Source organism: Desulfobacula sp. (genome assembly GCF_014237455.1).
Taxonomy (GTDB): domain Bacteria; phylum Desulfobacterota; class Desulfobacteria; order Desulfobacterales; family Desulfobacteraceae; genus Desulfobacula.
In genome coordinates, this window is record NZ_JABZFL010000106.1 from 1 (window position 1) to 20,357 (window position 20,357).

The window sequence follows — 20,357 nt, forward strand, 5'->3', positions numbered from 1 at the left end:
CCTGCGGTTGTGCGAAGTCCTTTTGCCTGGACCACCTGGACGACAGCCAGAGGCGAGTAAGCTTCATGAACAATTTGAGCGTCCGGCAGGTTTAAGGCCCCTGAAATGGCTTTGTATTGAGATACTTTTTTAAAATCCGAAAAAGGAAACAGCATAACCTGAAGGTCACACGTAAAAAAAGTGCCGATAATGACAGCCGTTACGGTTCCGGCAGTTAAGACATATTTAACACTGTCATGAAACGCCATACCCAATGCGGGTACCATGGCAATAAGGATAATGCCCATCATGACATGAAAAGGGTGCCATAAAAATGATGCCGCAACCACTGCCAGGGCACCGGCTCCTGACCCGAGAAGATTAAAAAAATAGGTCTTTGATACGGAATATTTTAACAATGCCATACAGATGATCACCGCCCCCAGAAAAAAAGAAAATCCCATGAGAAAAAAATAGAGGAACATGCTGATGATCTGTCCTACACTAAAGGCCATTTCATAGGGATTAAAAACCAACCTTGTGGAAAGGATAAATCCAAAAGTTAAAAAGGCAGGAAACAATATCAGGCCTGTAAAAAAAAACTGTGAATACCTGTTTTCAATTTTTTTTTGAATCACACTGACAACAGAGCCGCTGGCACCAAATCCCAAAAGAGCCATGGTAATAATAAGGGGCGAAAGATTATGCCATTGTGCCCAGGCAAAAATCCGTGTAAAAATTATTTGATAACTCAGGATTGAAAAAGAGGTAAAAAAAACACTGAAATTAACCATTCTTGAGCTATCTTTCAACTGCTCTTATTCCTCTTTTCTTGACTGATTTCTTGTAAGGGGAACAAATCGTACCGAGGTAATAACTTTGGTTGAGAGTTCGCCTTTTTCTCCTTTCTTCACCAGGACCAGATGCTGAACTTTAAAAGGCGGCCCAACCGGAATACACATGAGCCCACCCGGTTTTAGCTGGTCTATTAAAGGGGGAGGGATAAAATCAGACGCACAGGTCACAATAATGGCATCAAAGGGCGCATGGGCGCTCCATCCAAAATAACCGTCTGCATTCAAGGTGCGGATATTTTGATACCCCAGACGGTTTAGTGCTTTTTGAGAACGTTCATGAAGCGGCTTTACGATTTCAATTGTGTACACTTCCTTTGCGATCCGGGCCAGAACCGCTGCCTGGTATCCTGAGCCTGTTCCGATTTCTAAAACCCTGGACTCTTTATCCACATTGAGCAGCTGGCTCATGATCGCAACAATATAAGGTTGTGAAATGGTCTGGCCGTAGCCAATGGGCAATGGTCTGTCTTCATAGGCCTTTCTCTTGTAAGCAGCTTCAACAAATTCATGACGAAACACGGATTCCATTGCATTTAATACAGCCCGGTCTGTGATACCCCGATGTCTGATTTGATATAAAACCATATTCTTACGGGCAGCAGTATAATCGCCTGATTTCCCGATTGATTCTGAACCAGCTGAAAAATAAAACACAATCAGGAGCAAAAAAATAACAGGAAATTTATGAATGAATTTTAAAGCTTTCATTCCCGGCCTCACAAAGTTTTAAGGGGCGTTGATATAATATTACTATTCACTAAATCTGATGAAAAAGCAATCGCATATAATTTAAAACCCCAGGAAAAAATATTCCCCGGTGATCAGTTTTTTTGAATTTAGCTTGACTTTACGTTGATTTGATATTTTTATTAAGTGTAATTTCAGAACATAAATTTCAAAAGAATAATCAAGGCGGGCCCTAATGGATGATTTTGAAAATTCGCAAAACGCTGATATCTTAATTGTTGATGATGAGCCCATGATAAGAGATCTGCTTGAAAATATCATGAAAAAAACGAATTATACTTGTTGTTTTGCAGAAAATGGTAAAGCAGCATTGGAAATACTCTCCGGGCAGACATTTGATATAGTGGTTACTGACATTGATATGCCGATCGTTAATGGTATTGATCTTGCTAAAATTATTAAATCGAAATTTACTGCCGATGTCATTGTAATGACAGGCCAAACCAAAAGGTATCAGTATGATGAAATCATCAATATCGGTGCCAGTGATTTTGTTGAAAAGCCTTTTTCACCCAGAGAAATGGTGCTCAGGGTAAATCGTGTGCTGCGGGAAAGACGTCTTAAGCAAGAGGCAAGAAAAGCCCATGAAGACCTCAAGGAATCTTATATCGACTCCATACATCGTCTGGTCATGGCAGCAGAGTATAAAGATGAAGACACCGGGGATCACATTGTCAGGATCGGGCGATACTGCTCACTCATGGCTGAAAAATTAAATCTTTCCCGGGAATTTAAAGAAACCATCTATTATGCCGCGCCCATGCATGATATCGGAAAAATCGGCATCCCGGATAAGATTCTGTTAAAGCCGGGCAAGCTCACCCGTATCGAGTTTGAAACCATAAAAACCCACACACAGATCGGGGCAAGGCTTTTATCTCAATCCAAATCAAAGATCCTTCAGATGGCCCATGAAATTGCCCTGAACCATCATGAAAAATTTAACAAAAAAGGGTATCCCAATCAATTAAAAGGGACTGACATCCCCATATCCGGTCGAATTGTCGCTCTGGCAGACACCTTTGACGCCCTCACCTCAAAGCGACCTTATAAAGATCCTTATCCGCCCGAGGTTACCTTTGATATCATGAAAAAAGAAAGGGGTAAGCACTTTGACCCTGATTTTCTTGATATTTTTATTACCCATTTTGATCAATTCATGGAAATCAGGCGCAAAGTCGGTATCTTTGAAGGTAAAACAGATCAACATTTCACACTCAGCGAACGGGATAAAGAAAACGATGCAATAATCTGACAGGAAGGCATTGGGAGCACTTCATCATTACTCAATGATTTAAAATCAGCGGCCCTGGCCTGTATTTCTCAGGGCCGTAAAGAATTTTTTCCCCAACCCTTCCGGCAAGCTCGTTTAACAGGCCCCCAAAAAGAAGATTATGAAATGGCAGTAAAGAATACCAGTAAAGGATTCCATACAAACCTGTGGGACGGAATCTCGTACCAAGTCTGAGTTCTGTCCCTTTCTCGTCAGGGACCAGCTCAAAAGTCAAAAGTGCTTCGCCCGGCAATTTCATTTCTGCCAGAAGAATCAGTTTAAAGGGAGGCTTGACATCTAAAACCCGCCAGAAATCAAGGGCATCACCGACATAAAGCTGTTCAGGGTGACGTCGTCCTCTTCTTAAACCTACTCCGCCTGCAATCTGGTCCATCAATCCCCTGATCTGCCACAGGGTATCGCCATAATACCATCCGTTAGACCCGCCGATCCGGGTTATCAAAAACCAGATTTCATCGGGTTCGCAGGCTAAAGTAATTTTATACCCGCCCTGAAGCAGTGTCCCTCCTGAATAGGCAGCATCTCCTGCATACATCCATTCAGGCGAATGCAAATCGCCGGCATCTGTCCATCGTGTCTCCACAATTTTAAGAGAATCCTTTTGAATGGCCCGGTCAATGGAACTACAGCAACATACCAGGTCCTGGGGAATAATCTCTCTGATTGTATCCTCTTTTGTAATGATTTCAACACCAAGTCCATCAAGAAGCGGCTGGGAGATACCGGGTGATATGGGAAGTAGGAGTTTTGCGATGGTATGTGCGATTTTTTTACCCAGCTTAAAAGAAGGTATGCATGTATGAATAAACAAAGGCTTTTGCAGACCCGCCTGTTCCGAATAAACTTCAAACAGCTGCCTGTAGGTTAAAATTTCCGGCCCGCCAATGTCATAAGTCTGGCCGATAGTCTCTTCTTTTTCAAGGCATTTTTCCAGATAAATCAGAACATTTCTGATACAGATGGGCTGAATCTTTGTATCTATCACGCTCTTGGGAATAATAAAAAAAGGCATTCTTTCTGCAATGTATCTGAGCATTTCAAAAAAAGCACTGCCGGATCCAATAATATGGGCTGAACGGAAAGCAGTAACAGGCACTCGGCCAGACTGAAGAATTTTCTCAACTTCTCGCCTGCTTTTAAGGTGTAAACTTGCATTGGGTTCATTCCCGCCCAGGCCTCCAAGGTAGATGATTCGCTTAAGGTTGTGTTTATCAGACAGTGAAATAAAGTTTTTGGCAGCCCTGCGGTCTGCATCGGCAAAATTATGATGCTCTTCAGACATTGAATGAACAAGATAATATGCCACATCACAATTTTTCAGTGCCTCTTCCAGGCTTTTAAGATCATGAGAGTCTGCTTTGACAAGCTCAAGGTTGGGGGAATCTTTCCATGACCTTCCCTGAATTTTACCCATTGACCGAGCCATTGCTCTGACCCGGTAGCCGGCTTTTAGTAATCCTAAAACAAGTCTGCCGCCAATATAACCTGTGGCACCTGTTATTAAAATTAATGGTTTTTTCATAAAGAGCCTCTATCTGTCAGCATGACCGACAGGCATGGTAACGCTGTATACACCGTCTTCCCGTTCACTCTTAAGATTTGGACAGGCCTTTTTAAACACCTTCATTATTTTATAATTAGAAAACAAGACTGTCGCTGTAAAAACCTCAACACCCCTTTCTTTTCCAAGTTTTAATAATAAATTCACCATATAGGTGGCAATACCAAGGTTGTTATACTTTTCATCAACAATCAAGGCGATTTCAGCCATAGAGTCTGATTCTTCCTTTAAATACCTGGCCTCGGCAATTAAAATGCCTTCTCCCGGCTCCCCGACCAGCCCCACGATTGACATGACATGGTTCCAGTCAATATTGACATATTCCTGCATTTTTGAATGGGGCATAGTGGTAATGCAGTAAAAATACCGGTAATAAATGGCTTCATTAGAAAAACGGTAGAACAATCTTCTCATTTGTTCCTCATCAGAAGGTTTTATGGGCCTGAACCTCACCTTGACCCCATTTTTAAAGATCTGCCGCTCGTGAATCTCATGGGGATAAAGACGGCTGCTTTCCTTTAAAAATATCTGGTCCGGATACAGCATGTTTTTCTTTTTTGCCCTGTTAAATAACGCCATGCGGTCATCCGGATGGGCAATCTCAATCATGGCCTGGGCCCGTTCCCGTATGGAAAGACCGTTGAGCATGGCCGCCCCGTATTCTGTCACCACCATGTCAATGGATTCTTCAAACCCCAGCTGGTTGTGGTACCGTTTGATTGAAGATTTGATATTGGAGTGATTGTTCAGATTCCTGCTGGGGAGGCCGAATATGATCCGGCCTCCCTTGGAAATCTGCGCCCCTAAAAAAGAATCCATCAGTTCCATGGGACCGCTGATGACATTTCCTCTACCGTGGTGTAAAACAATGCGGCCGGACAGATCAACTTTGCGCGCGGGAATCACCGCAACAAATCCTGGATTTTTACCAATATTGACCGGGTCAAAAACCGTCTGGATTCCCTGGAATTCCACCAGGTGGTTCCGGTCAAGCCAGGCCATTAGGGCAGGCGTTCCAAATGCATAGGATGCAATGGATTTTCCCTGGGAGACATTTTTATAAAGGTTGGTCACTGCCCCGCTTTTCACAAGATCCATCAAGGCATCGGTAAACACAGGGGAGTGGACCCCAAGGTGATGTTTATTCATAAGTTTTTTACTTAGGGATTCAAACAACGGACCAATGGAAAACGCAATACAGCTTTTATCCGGGATCAAAGAGGCAATGCGGCTGGCCAGACGGTCAAAAGCAGGACCGGTTTCCCAGCGCTCAAAATAAACCGGATCATCCTGTGAATAGATCAACATGTCAAATTCCGACATATCGACAAATGTATCACCAAAGGTCCTGGGAATTTTGGGATTGATCTCACCCACGACAAAGGAGGCTTGTTCCATGACCGCCCGTGCCACATCAATGGAAATTCCCAGACTGGCACTTCCTGAATCATCAGGCGGGGAAACCTGTATAAACGCGACATCAACCTGGATAAGCCCCGACTCAAACAGTCGATGCAATCTTTTGAATCGAATGGGAATCAGGTCTACCAAGCCTCTGGTAATCGCCTTATTTACCATATTGCCTGAACTGAATGTCTTCAGCCGGTATTTATGGGAATCAAGTGTTTTAAGAGATATCGTATCACTGAAGTTTACAAGCTGAATCAACTCAAGATCAACCAGCTTATTGCTATCGGAGCTCATCAGCCGCTTTACCAAGGTGCGGGGTTCAGAAACACCCGTGCCCAAAAAAATACTCATTCCCGGCCGAATCTTTTTCATGACAATATCAGGATCAATGATTTTTTGTTTCCAATTCATATTGATACCTTGATTAAAGTCCCAAAAAAACACAAGGGAACATTTTTAAAGTATTATAATACGTTGCGACTGATTTTGCAAAAAAAATGTGATCATACAGAAGAAACGATCACAGAAATTTGTTTATTTTTGATCCTTCTTTTTCTGCTTTGCTTTCAGAACCTGGCGCCGGGAAGCATTCAGTACGCTTTTTCTAAGACGTATGGATAAAGGCGTAACTTCCACCATTTCATCATCCCGAATAAAATGGAGGGCCTTTTCAAGGGTTATGACCCTTACCGGCGAACAGACAACATTTTCGTCTTTCCCGGATGCCCGCATGTTGGAAAGTTTCTTCTCCTTGCAGGCATTCACATCGATATCCTGATGTCGGTTGTGTTCTCCGACAATCATACCCTCATACACCGGGGTTCCGGGTTCAATAAGCATCTGTCCCCTGGGTTCTAAGTTAAACAATGCATAGGGCACAGCCTTGCCCTGTCTGTCTGAAACAATGGACCCGGTATACCGGACAGGAAAATCCCCTCTGTGTTTTTCGTATCCTGAAAGATATGAGTTCATAATTCCGGTTCCCCGGGTGTCCGTCATAAACTCATCTCTGTACCCGATCAAAGACCTTGAGGGAATTGAAAATTCAATTCTCACCCTGCCTTTGCCGTTATTCACAAGATTGGTCATCTTGCCTTTTCGAATGGAAAGTTTTTCTGTTACAACACCTAGAAACGCTTCACCGCAATCCACAAACAAATGTTCAATGGGCTCCAGTGTTTTTCCTTCCTTATATTTATAAATGACTTTGGGTCGCCCGACGCAGAGTTCAAATCCTTCCCTTCGCATGGTTTCGATCAGGATCGCAAGTTGAAGCTCCCCCCTTCCTTTGACGGTGAAACTTTCATCCGTGGTACTTTCTTCCACTTCAATAGCGACATTCATTAAAGTTTCTTTAAGAAGACGCTCCCTGATTTTCCTGGACTGAACATATTTTCCTTCACGACCGGAAAAGGGAGATGTGGAAATGGAGAACTGCATGGAGACTGTGGGTTCATCCACTGTGATTCTTTCTAAAGGAACCGGTTCGAGTTTTGTACAGATGGTGTCTCCGATTTTAACATCCTCGATACCGGACAATACGATAATATCCCCTACTTGAGCCTGTTCTACAGGCAAAAGCGTCATCCCCTCATAGGACTGAAGTTTGGATACCTTTAACGATAAAAATTCATTATTTTCGTTGACGCACACAAGATTTTCATTGGATTTTGCACTGCCGTTAAAAATTTTACCTATGGCAAGTCGTCCAAGATAATCGGAATACCCTAAATCTGAAACCAGCATCTGAAAAGGGGCTTCAGGATCATATGCAGGGGCCGGCATTTCTTCTAAAATGAGATCGAATAAAACAGTCAAATTGTCAACATCATCATCCAGTTCTTTTTTAACAATACCATCACGGCCAATGGCATACAGATAGGTAAAATTAAGCTGTTCTTCCGTGGCATCAAGATCAATGAAAAGATCATACACCATATCCAGCACTTCGTCGGGTCTGGCATCTTTACGGTCAATCTTATTGATAATGACCATAACGGGAAGATTGGATTCAAAGGTCTTTTTAAGGACAAACCGGGTCTGGGGCAAGGGGCCTTCGGATGCATCAACAAGAAGAATCGCACTGTCAGCCATGGAAAGCGCTCTTTCTACTTCACCACCAAAATCCGCATGACCCGGGGTATCAATAATATTGATTTTAACGTCCTGCCAGGTCACAGAGCAGTTTTTAGCTGCAATGGTGATACCGCGTTCTCTTTCAAGATCCATGCTGTCCATGAGGCGGTCATCCACCTTCTGGCCTTCCCTGAAAAGCCCGCTCTGCCTGAACATTGCATCAACAAGGGTGGTTTTGCCATGGTCAACATGGGCAATGATGGCAACGTTTCTTATCCTGTCATTAACTTCTGTATTTTTTTTCATGATTCTCCTGTTCATATTCCGTCTTTATTTTCAGGCAGGAAAAATAATCATGAAAACTTAAAGGTCAACCTACTTTGACACCCTTGTCGTACCGTCAGCAGCAGTAATAATCCTGACCCTGTCACCGGCAGCGATCATAATATCGGCTTCCTGTACGACAACGATGGTCTGACCATTGTCTTTTTTTACAATAATTTCAAGACCCGGTTTCCGGGTTATCTCTTCTTCTGCCATTGTTCCTGCTGCAGCACCGGCAAGGGCACCGATCACGACGGCAACCGATTTGCCTGATCCGCCTCCAACCGTACTGCCCAGAACACCGCCTGTAACAGCGCCTGCAGCAGTTCCAATGGGAGTTTTGGTGCCTTCAATCACCACTTCCTTTACAGACTCAACCGTCCCATTTTCAACGGTCTGAACCTGTCTTGCCTCATCCCGTGAATACACCTGGCCGGATCTGCTTGATGCGCATCCTGCCACAACCACGGCAATGGCGGCCATGAGAAGAACCACAGTTGCTGTAGATTTTAACATCTTCATAAAATATCCTTTCCAAACAATAAATTAACCTTTGGGCTTATATGCAATACAATCTATTTCCATCAATTCTACAACACCTTTGTCCATGCTTCAAGCATTCAGTAGAATTTTTTTTGAAAATTTATTTGTCTTGCACCGCCATATTATAGTAGGTTGATTTTTATGGAGATGGGGTGACCGGTGGGATTCAATTTTATCGAACTGTTCTTCTGATAAAGCCTGGGGCCGGGCCTTCCCTTTTCCGCCATCGGCAGCGGCACCGTAGAATAGAGGGGAAAATGACACCACGTATAAGCAGTAAAGTCAAAACCGATTTCCAGGTGTTTGTCAAACCCGTCGGAGATTTATGCAACATGGCCTGTCATTATTGTTATTATTCTTCCGGTGGGGCTGTATCTGATTCTGCCCAAAGGATGCCTGATGATATCCTTGAGACTTATATTTGCCAGCATATTCAAGCACATCCCGGGCCTGTTGTTCGCTTTTCCTGGCATGGCGGGGAACCGACTCTTCTGGGAATTGATTTTTTTAAAAAAGCGGTGGCTTTTCAGAAAAAGTATCAGCCTGCAGGAGTTCTGATTCAGAACGGCATACAGACAAATGGGACATTGCTGGATGAAACATGGTGCAGGTTTTTAAAAAAAGAGGGGTTTTCCGTTGGATTGAGCTTAGACGGTCCGGAACACCTTCATAACAGATACCGAACCACAAAATCAGGAAAGGGAACCCATTCACGGGTTATGCTTGGGCAACAGCTCCTGCAGAAAAACCAGATCCCCTATGATATTCTGTGTGTGGTGCATCATCATAATGTGGACCATCCCCTCGATGTGTATCGCTTCTTCAAAAGAATAGGTGCTGTTTATATCGGTTTTCTTCCCGTAATTAATTCTCTAACAGATAGCGTTGATCCTGAAAAATACGGCACTTTTCTCTGCTCCATATTTGATGAATGGAAAACATATGATATTGGCCGTATCAAAGTTCAAATGTTTGAAGAAGTATGTGCAAAAGCTATGGGTCAGGATCATGCGCTTTGTATTTTTCGAAAGGCATGTGGCGAAATTCCAGTGGTTGAAATAAATGGAGATGTGTATCCATGCGATCATTTCGTAAGGCCTGCGTTTAAATTAGGGAACCTGAACACAACTCCTCTTGGAAAATTAATGAATCTTAAAACCATGAGAGAGTTTGGAAAGAATAAAAAAACCGGTCTGGCATCACAGTGTAAATCCTGCGAAGTTCTCGCTTTTTACAATGGGGGATGCCCCAAGGACAGAATCCTGCACATATCCGGATCAACCATGAAACTCAATCACCTGTGCCGTGGCTACAAACGTTTCTTTAATCATTGTCTTCCCTTTGTTGAACAGCTTCAAAAGCTTATGCCAAAACAACAACAAGAAGATAAACCTGTAAGAACAGGCCGCAATTCTCCCTGTCCCTGTGGAAGTGGGAAAAAATTCAAACGGTGTTGTATGACACAATAAATCAGGGCATCTCTTGATTTATTCGATTAATTTCTCAGAAAGAAATTCAATGGTTCGTTTCCAGGCCAGATTTGCCGCATCCGGATTATAACGGGATGCGCTTGTATCATTGTGAAATGCATGATTTGCACCATCATACATGTAGAGCTTGTAATCAATACCAGCTGATTTCAAGGCTGCTTCAAAGTCTGGGATATCTTTGTTGATACGCTCGTCAAGGCCGGCATAATGGAGAAGGAGAGCAGATTTTATTTTCGGAACATCGGTTGCAACAGGCTGCATTCCGTAAAAAGGGACTGAGGCCTGAATGTCCTGTGTCTGTACAGCCAACTGGTTGGCCAACCCTCCCCCCCAGCAAAAACCGATAACGCCTACTCTGCCTGTTGTTTTCGGGTGAGTTTTTAAATACTGGGCAGCAGCGATAAAATTCTGAACAGTCTGCTTGCTATCAAGTTTTCGTATAAGATCCCTGGCTTCATCCGGGTCAGAGGGAGTGCCTCCCATGGGAGATAATGCATCGGGTGCTAATGCTGTAAATCCCTCAAGAGCCATTCTTCGGATGACATCTTCAATATGGGGATTTAATCCTCTGTTCTCATGAATAACGATCACTCCGGGTTGTTTGCTTTCAATTTTTTTTCTGGCAAAATATGCCCTGATGTTCCCACTTTTGCCGGGATAATCCAGGTAATCTGTATTTAACCGTGGATCATCCCGGGATATGGTTTCAGCATGGGCATGGCTGTAATCAAGCATGGGCAAAAATGCCAGGGCAGAAGCAGTGCCGCCCGTCAGGATTGTTAGTTTTTTTAAAAAGTCCCGACGATCCATGCCCTCCTCAATGTAATGGTCATGCAAACGAATAATATCCTGATTCATCTCTTTTTCCTTTCGTTTGGGGAAATGTGATGATTGCTCCGGTCGTTTATGGTTCTCAATTATATGTGATGATTCAGTCCCGTGGCAAGAAAAAAATTTACTGTCGCACCTTCTTTGAACTACCTGAAAGGACAAACATTATCTCCTATAAATCGGATGATAGTTATCAAAAGAGTGTCACCTCCAATAAAAAAAATGTATAGTCAAAATTTCAAATTGTTAAACTGAGAGATTTGATCGTGGCCGCTGAGCGAGTTAAATTGAAGGCTCACTCGTCGCCCCCGAAATCAATCGCTCAGAACCGTACCAGAAGTGCTGTCCTTTCATTGAACAGAGCAAAAACTTCGTATATTGTCCAACTTTTGGGGATTTCCGTAGCGGTAGTTGCCTGAACATCAAAGACCTTAAAATTCTTTTAGCGCTGAGACCGAACACCCTTAACAGCTAATTTGTCTGCCCGTTCATTACCAAAGTCTCCGTTATGTCCCTTAACATGCTTTATAGATATTTTTTTGAAAGGCTTCATTAGATTTTTAATTGAGGAAACAAGATCCAAATTGGCCTTTGCTTTCCAGTTCTTAGTGAGAATACCAATTGCATATGTACTATCTGTATAAACCGTAATTTGTGTATCATGCCGAGAGGACATATACTCAAGTCCGATTTTAATTGCGGTCAATTCTGCGATATTATTAGTTGCTTTCCCTAAGGATTTTGAAAACTCATGAATAACTTTTTCACCCTGCATAATGACAACGCCCGAACCGGCTGGTCCTGGATTTCCAGCGCAGGCACCATCTGTATAGAGTACAATGGATTTAGCTTGTGAAAAATCATGCTCTTTTTCTGATATTACCGGCTTTTGACTTTTCGAGGGTACGTCCTCGGAACCTGAGAGTATTTGAATAGCACGTTTTGTCAAAACTTCTATTTGTTTATGTATTTCTTTTAATTCTACTCTCTCATTCTCTGATAATTCGTGTTTCATCAAATTTTTCTCCATTTCCCAAAAGGATATAACCATATGAGCTATTGCACGGGTTGCAATTTGCGAACAATCTATCAATACCAGGCACATTTTATATATCAAGCTCTATTTTCTATTGTGCCGCATAAGTAACTTTGATATTGACTTAACTATTATACGACATACACCGATCTATAAAGGAATAGCAATGCCAAATTCATTTAAAAACCTAAATATTAATAGAGAGACCTATGACAAGCTTATAAAGGAGCATGAATTATGTTCCTTAGACCACCCAGTTGAAATTCAAAAAAAAGGCAATGGTCTCCATCATAAAATTACCAAAAAAGGAAAATCAGCCAGGTTTATCGCTTTTTTTAAGAAAAATGGGTCCACAACTTTCCAAATTATAGATCCTGTAGATAATATAGCAAAAGATTTCCTTGAAGAAATTTGTGAAAAATGTATCGTAAACAAAACAAATAGTGGTCATATTTCATGTCCTGATTTCTCTCAGGATAAATTTGAATTACTGATTGAGTTTTTACAAGAAGAAAATGAAATAAACGAGATCCAAAATAATGAAAATGAAATACACTACAAAGCTACAAGCAAATATAAAGATAGCATCACATTAAAAAGATATCCGACAACAAACAGTTTTTTAATTCAGGGCCGACCCTTATATCTTTATTCAGAAGCAAAGTCATTACTCGCAGGACTAATAGACTTTGATAAAGTCGTCGAAATAGAGTCCAATCTTTATAAAATCGATATCAAGCCAAACGATATTCAGCTCGAAATTGAAGGAAGACTGGCCCCGGTTATAGATTTTTTGGATGAAAAAATTATTAAAATCATTGCACCATCATTTGTTTTGATGAAAATTGAAATCCAGCTTGATGATTATTCAAGTTTTGTTTTCCCGGCTTTACGCGGAATTGAGGGCTACATTCGAAAACTATTATCGGAGTATTCAAAAGATCATAAAAACACAAAACAAATAGGTTCATTATTCGATGCCAACTCATTTGAACCTTTAGACTTTTTAAAAAAAGATATAGCAAATGATAATGTTTGCCTTGCTTTGAAAGATGCTTATTCTATTTACTATAAGCATCGGCACACGTTGGTTCACACCCAATCTTTTGCGGAAACTACTCGAATAATAGAAAAAAAACAAACCGCAGAAGCCTTGCTTAATGAAATCTTTGATGTTATATGTAGCTCCTTTTTGCGGATATAAACAATGATAGACTTTGAAATCAAAAAAATCAATGAACCGGAGTACGAATGTATCGTATGGGCAACGAATTATAAAAACCCATTAGATAATTTGGAAGACATTGAAAAAATTTTAAAAATCAAACAATGCACCGGGAGAATTTTGTTTGATTTTCTATTATCTAATGGTGTTAACTCTGATCGATTTTTTGAATGCCCTTTTGATGGAAATAAACTTCAACCTTTTAAAATTAAAAGGGTTGAGACTAAGGGTGTTTCTAAGGTCATTCAAAAACTCTCATTAAACTTTCTTTCAAAAACTAAATTTATAGAAAAAAGCGTATTAACAAAAGCTGAAAGGTTTTTATTAAGAAAAAAAAGATTGTTCAATCTGTAGACTCAAATATTTAAAAAGTTTACCTTCCCCTTGCCGGCCCATTTAAAAGTTAAAGAATTCTGGTTTTGGTTTACCCTGTTCCTTTCTTGATTTTTCAGGAAACCCCGTATAGAGTGTTACAGGTTTAACGATTTCTAACCTTGTAAATATAAAGTTTTGCATTATTTTTCCAAAAGATATTGTTGAGATAAATCCACAACCCAAGGAGCAAGACAATGAACATTGCAATAGCAATCATTCTTATTGCCGGTATCGGTTTTGCCATTATGATAAAAAAGGGCAAAGCCAAAGGGACTGCGGCAAAAGACAGCCCGCAGCCTTCGCCAGCCCCCCGGTCTGAAACATCTCCCGACCAGGAGTACAAGGCCGTTCTGGATTCTTTGTTAAATTTAAATATTCTGATGAGAAAGGACAGAAATCTTCCAGTTGAAATGACCGCGGAAATAGAAGCCATTATTGATGACCTTATGGCAATCACGCCGGAAATGATGGAAAGATATCCCGGTGAAACCCTGACCTATGAAATCAAAAAAATCGGCAGGGAACATCTTTACAAGACTGTCAAGGAATACCTTGACCTGTCACAGGACAGCCGAAAGAACCAGTTTGACATATTTGAAAAAACTATAAAAAGCCTGCATGACGTCTCCAACCGGTCCAGGGATATTGTTGAAAAAAATGAGACCGCAGAATTTAAAACAATGGCGAATTTCCTTGCAGGTAAATTTTCATAAATATTTACAGATTTAAACCTTTTGTTATGATATCTCTTATTTAGGAGGACAAAATGAACGATATGGTGCAAGACCTTCAAAACGTCGCTCAACAGGCAAAAGCTCCGGTACTTGCCGAAGTAACTCAGGTATCTGGTCAAGGGGCACTAACCCCGGTCCAGGCTCCTTCCAATCTTGAACCTGTACAACCCAAACACATGGCGGTTGAAGATATACAGGCTATTGAAGCCCAGGCCAATGAATTCCTTGAAAAAATAAAAACTGATCCATCTGACTGGCAGCTTGGCAATTTCGTTTTCGGCCTGGGCCAGGGAATTATGGACGAAACCCAGGCCCAGGTGACCCTTTATGACCGTAAAATGGGCAATGTGCTCAAAAATGTGGCTGCAGATGATTCTTCCCCTGTGGGCAAAAATATCCTTGCCATTAAAATAGAATTGGACAAGGTGAACCCCACCATGGTGGCAAGAGCTGAGATGCCCTTTTCCAAAAAAATGCTGGGTCTGTTCACAAAGACCGTGAACCGGCTGCCTAAGGGAGATGAAATACTTAAGATTATCGCAGAGCGAAGGGAAACCGTTAATTCCACAATTGACGGTATCCGTGATCATCTAAGGAATGAAGCCGACCAGGTAGCCTTTGATGCATCAGAGCTTTCCACCATTTGTGACTCTTTAAAAGAGATTCAGCCAAGGCTCCAGGAACAAATCTACCTCGGACAGATCATCTGGCAGAAACTGATGGATCATATAGGAACCATTGAAGATGCGAGAAACAAAGAGGCCCTGACTACACTGACCAGTGACCTTGCCATGGCTGTGGTGGACCTCCAGACCATTGACAACTCAAATCTCCAGACACGGTTTGGCGGAGAGATGATGGTGAGAAATTCCCACCTGGTCAGACGGCTGGTACAGAGGACTGACATGATCCTTTCCACGGCTGTTAAAAATGCCCTGGCTGTCAGGGTTGCCGCTGAACAACAGATGGAGACCATGCAACACCTGGATATGGTTCAGAAGGCTGCTGCCGAAACCATGAAAGACACGGCCACTGTTATTGGCAATGCCGCCATCAAAGGCGCTAAAATGAGTCAGAGCATGACCGTAAACATTGAAGCTCTTGAAGAAGCGTGTCAAACCTATGAACAGGCTTTTGAAACCTATGCCCTGATTTCACAGGAAACTATTAATATTGCCTCCCAGAGCTCCAATGCCCTTGGAAAAATGAATGACCGGTTCCGGGCAAGAACCGATGCGTTAACAGCAAGGCGTGAGGACACATAGGTCTGACGTTTAAATTTGGAGGAATTGTATGCTTGATATAGCAACACAAAAATCTTTCCAGGAAAGATTGGGTGCCATCAGAACCCTTAAAAAAGAACAGCTTGTTTCCGGACAGGAAAAGATGTTGCTGAGCTTGAAGGAAGCCGGGAAACATTCATTTTTTGAATACCTTGGCAACACCTATTTTGTAAAAAGCTTAAATAAATATGAAGAAACTTCCGATGATTTTAAAAACAAAAAAGGATATTTTATTTCTGAACTGACCTGTCTTTGCCTTGAATCCGGACAAACTTTAAATTTTGAATGGGAATTCGATGATGAACTTGAAATTTCCATAACCCTTGAACGATTTTCATTCAGGAGTCTAAAAGATGATGCAGGAGAGTCCATAGATGAAGATGATCTTGACCAGATTGCCGATGACAAGGATATGATTGTGATCAATGGTGAAAAATTCTGGTATGAAGATGACTGGGCATCGATTTATTACCGGGGAAGCAAGGAAGAAAAGGTCTATATGTATGAATTTGAAAATGAAGGCCATACCAAATTTCTGACCATTGAGGAATGGTCGGGATCAGGCAAGGATGAATACCAGATTTATACTTCAAGCCCTGTTGATCCGAACACTATCAGCATCATCAGCAAAGGAGACCTTTAAGGATGATTCATAAAAAAAGACATCTCCTTATGAACTTCATTGCAGGATTGACCATTGCAGGCCTGATTGTTATCTTGACGACCGGATGCGGCGCAGGTCTCCCCAAAGATCTAAAAAATGAAGCCAAATCTCTGCCCGACGTCATTAAGACCGGTCAATCCCAGGTGGACAAACATAAGGATAAATATTTAAGCCTGACGAAAGCATCTGAATTTAAGGCTGTTAAAGCATTTGCCTTAAAGGAAAACTGGATTCAAAAATTTCAACTTGCCCATGATGAACTTAACAGAGCAAAAGAACTTTATGACAAAGACTTGAAACCCCTGGTCAGCAAAAACAAACCCGAGCTTGTTCCCCAGGTTAAACAGCAGATCAGCCGGATAAAAAAAGTTCTCCAGGATGCTGAAGGTTTGGCCCGGTACCCGTCTTCACGCTTTTCAAAGATCAGGGAGACCATTGACAATGCCAAAGGTTTAAACTCCCGGTCAAAAAACGATGCCGAACAGATCAGCCGGATTGCAAATGAAATAAAAACCGGCCCCATAGCAAAAGCCGACACTGACTTTCCTGATTTATCAGAAAAAATAAATGCCCGGTTTGCACCTCTATCAAAACTTGAAAGACAGTCCCACGATTATTTGAGTATTGTGACAGCCGAATACAACAGGCATTCGGCAGGGTCAAATGCCGATTATGCGGCTTTCACAGATAGTACTGAAGCGCTTTCTTCCGATCTTTCACAAGCTAAAACCCTTGAAACAAAAATAACCGGAGAAATGGCCCAGCTCTATTCAGGTTACACAAAAATCCTTAAGGATATGAAAGAAGAGTATTTCGTAACCATAAAAAGGGAATCCTGGAATGAAAACTCTGATTATTACGACCCAAAGTTTGCCACCTTTCAACGTCAGGTCAGTCCTGAATTATATGAGGGGTTAACGGCTGATAACCTGGATACCATTGCAGCGATTACCGCAGGCTTCACAGGGTCAAAATTTTCAAGCAAGGTCGGCAACATGTGGAAAGAATTGTCCATTAACCCTGCCGAGCAATGGCCGGGAAGAGGGCATAATGCCGCTGCTTTCTGGGTTGAAGATTCAAAGGAAGCCTATTTCCATAAATACACGCTGGAAGAAAACGGTGAAACAAAAGAGACGGATTGGGAAAAAGTGGATGCAAGCTTTTATGATGCCAAGTTTGAATACCTTGGTATGGCTATACTGGCCAAACCCTATGGTGTGTTTGAACAGGATCGTCTGACCCAGGCAGCACCGCCGGGAATGGCCTATGTGGGCAATTCGCAATACGGGGAATGGAAAAAAGATAATACAGGCAATCAATTCTGGTCCTGGTATGGAAAATATGCCCTTTTTTCCATGCTCTTCAGTCCTCGGCCATCCTATTATGGTTACAATTCCTGGAATGGCTGGAACAATAATTATAGGAACAGCCGGCCGTATTTCGGCAAGACCCAAAAAGGGTTCCAGAAATATGGTACGTCTGGCACCTTACTAAAACAATCACCAGGATTTCAGAGTACAAATTTTGCAAAAAGCGGCGGTTTCAAATCCCAGACCGCTTCTGTCAGGGGCGCCGGGGCCAACCTTCGTGGCGGTGGTCCGAAAAGTAAAGGTAAATAGAACAATTCTAAGGAGGAAAGAATGGATATAGCTGTAACTCTCACAGGGCTTAGTCAAGCACTTACATATGTCATTGTGGGCATCTTTTTTATCTGGCTGGTTAAAAAAATAGATGACCGGCGCACAAAAGAGTTTGATGATGATACGCATATTGATGATGGAAATGTTGCTGTAGGCTTAAGAAGGGCCGGGCTTTATCTCGGGATTGCCATTGCACTTTCAGGTGCCATGGGCGGATCTTCAAAAAGTTTTTTTCTTGATGTGATCCAGTTGTTGATTGATGGGCTTATTATCACGGGATTTATGTTCTTGTCCCGGTTTATCAATGATTTTATCATGTTGAGCAATATCAATAATGATGAAGAATGCATCAAAGTATTTCAACAGCCTGACGGGAGTGAAGTTGTCGGGAATACAGCTGTGGGCATGGTCGAAGCAGGAATGTATATTGCCACAGGATTCATTCTTAACGGATCACTTTCAGGAACCGGTGGAACCTTTTTCCAGGGAATTGTAAGTGCCATTCTCTTTTTTATCGTGGGGCAACTGACCTTGTTATTTTTCGGATTTCTTTATGAGGTGATCACGCCCTTTAATGTAAGGAAAGAAATAAAAGATAATAATTTGGCAGCCGGTATCGGACTTGGCGGTCTCCTCATGGCTTTAGGCATTATTCTCATGTCAAGTATTTCAGGTCCGTTCACAGGATGGGCCAATGATCTTGCAGGTTTTGGCATATATGCTTTTTTCGGAATTGTTATGCTGTTGATTTTCAGGACAGTGATCGACAGACTTCTTCTGCCCACGACCGATATTGCCACGGAAGTCAAGGAAGACCGGAATGTTGCCGCCTTGATCGTTGTGGTAAGTGCCATTAATGCGGTTGCGATTATCATAGCCTTCTCCATGTAAAAAAATGACAAAAACAAAGGCCCGGCTCAATTTTGCATCTGTGTTGCTGTGCGCCTGCATGTTTGCGAGCGGTGCCTGCGGCATTATCCTTGAATATATCCAGGCAAGCCTTGCCTCCATGATCCTTGGCAATTCCTTTGAACAATGGGCCATGGTCATTGGACTCATGCTGTTCTGGATGGGGTTTGGCAGTCTGATCCAGGCACAGATTTCAAAAAAATATCTTATTTACACTTTTATCGCCGTTGAAACAGCACTTGCACTTGTGGGAGGGTTTTCTCCTACTTTAACTTACATATCTTACGGTTATACCGCCCATTACATCCTGGTCCTGTATTTTTTCGTCAGTTTCATCGGGATCATGATAGGACTTGAAATCCCCGTGATTATCAGGATCAACAACGACTTCAGCAAAGAATTATCCACCAACCTTGGAAACATCCTGAGCGCTGATTACCTTGGCTGCCTGATCGGTTCATTCATTTATGTATTTGTTCTTTTAAGATTCACACCCATCACGGAAGCAGCCTTTCTGACTGCCGGGGCCAACTTTTCTCTGGCCTTTATCACCTTTATCTATTTCTCAAAAAAAGGCCTGTTAAAGAGAGGATTTCTGATTCCTGCCATCATGCTGATCACTTTTTGTGCCATCTTTTACGGATATCTTAATAACCGGCAATGGAATATAAAAATTGAGCAACCCCTGTATGATGACCCCATTATATTAAGCAAAACCACCCGATACCAGCATATCGCCATTACCCATTACAAGCCCTTTGATGAAGTCAGGCTCTTTTTAAACGGGAACCTGCAATTTTGCAGCACAGATGAACAACGATACCATGAACCCATGGTGCATCCGGTCATGAATCTTGTTCCGATCAAAAAAAGAATCCTTATTCTCGGCGGCGGAGATGGCTGTGTCTTAAGGGAGGTCTTAAAATATAAAGACGTAAAAGAAGTGCTTCTGGTGGACCTTGACCCTGAAATGACCCGTCTTGCTAAAACCCATTCTGTTTTAAAGCGAATTAACCAGGACGCCTTCAAAGATGCCCGCCTTGTCACCATAGCAGGCAAAGGAGTCTCCCCGGGAATCGATAAAAGGCTCTACATTGAAACCAATAAAAAAAATCAGCACGCCAAACAATCTGAAACCCGGAAACTTGCCGATGTAAAACTGATGAATATTGATGCAGATAAATTTTTAAGCGCTGTTTCCGGCTTCTGGGATGTCATCATAATTGACCTGCCGGACCCCTCCACGCCTGAATTGACCAAGCTTTACGCCAAAGAGTTTTATAAAAAAGTGAAGCAGCACCTGTCACAGCATGGGTTGATGGTGGTTCAGGCAACATCGCCTTATCTTGCAAAGGAAAGCTTTCTTTGTATCGGAAGAA

The 20,357-nt window shown here is 42.1% G+C and carries 18 protein-coding genes; 10 read left to right on the forward strand and 8 right to left on the reverse strand.

Features of this window, described 5'->3' with window-relative positions:
- Nucleotides 1-791: hypothetical protein (locus HGJ91_RS15610; protein WP_291348773.1), on the reverse strand; the 791-nt coding region annotated here is incomplete at its 3' end.
- A 6-nt stretch (nucleotides 792-797) separates the two neighbouring features.
- Entirely contained in the window at nucleotides 798-1,544 is a 747-nt protein-coding gene (locus HGJ91_RS15615) for a protein-L-isoaspartate(D-aspartate) O-methyltransferase (protein ID WP_291348774.1), read from the reverse strand.
- Between the two features lie 214 nt (nucleotides 1,545-1,758).
- On the opposite strand from HGJ91_RS15615, the gene HGJ91_RS15620 reads away from it, so the two are divergent.
- Entirely contained in the window at nucleotides 1,759-2,838 is a 1,080-nt protein-coding gene (locus HGJ91_RS15620; protein ID WP_291348775.1) for an HD domain-containing phosphohydrolase, read from the forward strand.
- Nucleotides 2,839-2,869: 31 nt separating this feature from the next.
- Here the strand turns inward: HGJ91_RS15620 and HGJ91_RS15625 are convergent, their stop codons facing one another.
- The 4 genes from HGJ91_RS15625 to HGJ91_RS15640 all read right to left on the reverse strand — a co-directional run bounded on the left by HGJ91_RS15625 (nucleotide 2,870) and on the right by HGJ91_RS15640 (nucleotide 8,770).
- Nucleotides 2,870-4,399, reverse strand: coding sequence for an SDR family oxidoreductase (locus HGJ91_RS15625; RefSeq protein ID WP_291348776.1), 1,530 nt, complete (start codon nucleotides 4,397-4,399; stop codon nucleotides 2,870-2,872).
- Nucleotides 4,400-4,408: 9 nt separating this feature from the next.
- Nucleotides 4,409-6,259 (reverse strand): GNAT family N-acetyltransferase, encoded by a 1,851-nt coding sequence (locus tag HGJ91_RS15630; protein WP_291348777.1) that lies wholly within the window; start codon nucleotides 6,257-6,259, stop codon nucleotides 4,409-4,411.
- Between the two features lie 123 nt (nucleotides 6,260-6,382).
- Nucleotides 6,383-8,230 (reverse strand): translational GTPase TypA, encoded by a 1,848-nt coding sequence (gene typA, locus HGJ91_RS15635; protein ID WP_291348778.1) that lies wholly within the window; start codon nucleotides 8,228-8,230, stop codon nucleotides 6,383-6,385.
- A 69-nt stretch (nucleotides 8,231-8,299) separates the two neighbouring features.
- Entirely contained in the window at nucleotides 8,300-8,770 is a 471-nt protein-coding gene (locus HGJ91_RS15640) for a glycine zipper 2TM domain-containing protein (RefSeq protein ID WP_291348779.1), read from the reverse strand.
- 278 nt (nucleotides 8,771-9,048) lie between these two features.
- On the opposite strand from HGJ91_RS15640, the gene HGJ91_RS15645 reads away from it, so the two are divergent.
- Complete coding sequence (locus HGJ91_RS15645; RefSeq protein WP_291348780.1) at nucleotides 9,049-10,260, forward strand: anaerobic sulfatase maturase; 1,212 nt, start codon at nucleotides 9,049-9,051, stop codon at nucleotides 10,258-10,260.
- 18 nt (nucleotides 10,261-10,278) lie between these two features.
- Here HGJ91_RS15645 and HGJ91_RS15650 read toward each other — a convergent pair whose 3' ends face one another.
- Both HGJ91_RS15650 and HGJ91_RS15655 read right to left on the reverse strand, forming a co-directional pair.
- The gene (locus HGJ91_RS15650; RefSeq protein ID WP_291348781.1) at nucleotides 10,279-11,139 is read right to left on the reverse strand and encodes a dienelactone hydrolase family protein; all 861 of its coding nucleotides are present in this window, start codon (nucleotides 11,137-11,139) and stop codon (nucleotides 10,279-10,281) included.
- A gap of 415 nt (nucleotides 11,140-11,554) precedes the next feature.
- Nucleotides 11,555-12,127, reverse strand: coding sequence for a ribonuclease HI (locus HGJ91_RS15655; protein WP_291348782.1), 573 nt, complete (start codon nucleotides 12,125-12,127; stop codon nucleotides 11,555-11,557).
- Nucleotides 12,128-12,314: 187 nt separating this feature from the next.
- Between HGJ91_RS15655 and HGJ91_RS15660 the strand changes: the two genes are divergently transcribed.
- The 8 genes from HGJ91_RS15660 to HGJ91_RS15695 all read left to right on the forward strand — a co-directional run.
- Entirely contained in the window at nucleotides 12,315-13,352 is a 1,038-nt protein-coding gene (locus tag HGJ91_RS15660; RefSeq protein ID WP_291348783.1) for a type II toxin-antitoxin system RnlA family toxin, read from the forward strand.
- A gap of 3 nt (nucleotides 13,353-13,355) precedes the next feature.
- The gene (locus HGJ91_RS15665) at nucleotides 13,356-13,727 is read left to right on the forward strand and encodes a type II toxin-antitoxin system RnlB family antitoxin (RefSeq protein ID WP_291348784.1); all 372 of its coding nucleotides are present in this window, start codon (nucleotides 13,356-13,358) and stop codon (nucleotides 13,725-13,727) included.
- Nucleotides 13,728-13,942: 215 nt separating this feature from the next.
- Entirely contained in the window at nucleotides 13,943-14,461 is a 519-nt protein-coding gene (locus tag HGJ91_RS15670; RefSeq protein WP_291348785.1) for a hypothetical protein, read from the forward strand.
- A gap of 53 nt (nucleotides 14,462-14,514) precedes the next feature.
- On the forward strand, nucleotides 14,515-15,747 hold the full coding sequence (locus HGJ91_RS15675; protein ID WP_291348786.1) for a toxic anion resistance protein: 1,233 nt from the start codon (nucleotides 14,515-14,517) through the stop codon (nucleotides 15,745-15,747).
- A gap of 28 nt (nucleotides 15,748-15,775) precedes the next feature.
- Nucleotides 15,776-16,408, forward strand: a complete 633-nt coding sequence (locus HGJ91_RS15680; RefSeq protein ID WP_291348787.1) for a DUF4178 domain-containing protein — start codon at nucleotides 15,776-15,778, stop codon at nucleotides 16,406-16,408.
- Between the two features lie 2 nt (nucleotides 16,409-16,410).
- Nucleotides 16,411-18,048, forward strand: a complete 1,638-nt coding sequence (locus tag HGJ91_RS15685) for a hypothetical protein (protein WP_291348788.1) — start codon at nucleotides 16,411-16,413, stop codon at nucleotides 18,046-18,048.
- A 21-nt stretch (nucleotides 18,049-18,069) separates the two neighbouring features.
- Nucleotides 18,070-18,960, forward strand: coding sequence for a DUF350 domain-containing protein (locus HGJ91_RS15690; protein WP_291348789.1), 891 nt, complete (start codon nucleotides 18,070-18,072; stop codon nucleotides 18,958-18,960).
- Between the two features lie 4 nt (nucleotides 18,961-18,964).
- Nucleotides 18,965-20,357 (forward strand): polyamine aminopropyltransferase (locus HGJ91_RS15695; RefSeq protein WP_291348790.1); only part of this gene is annotated, 1,393 nt, incomplete at its 3' end.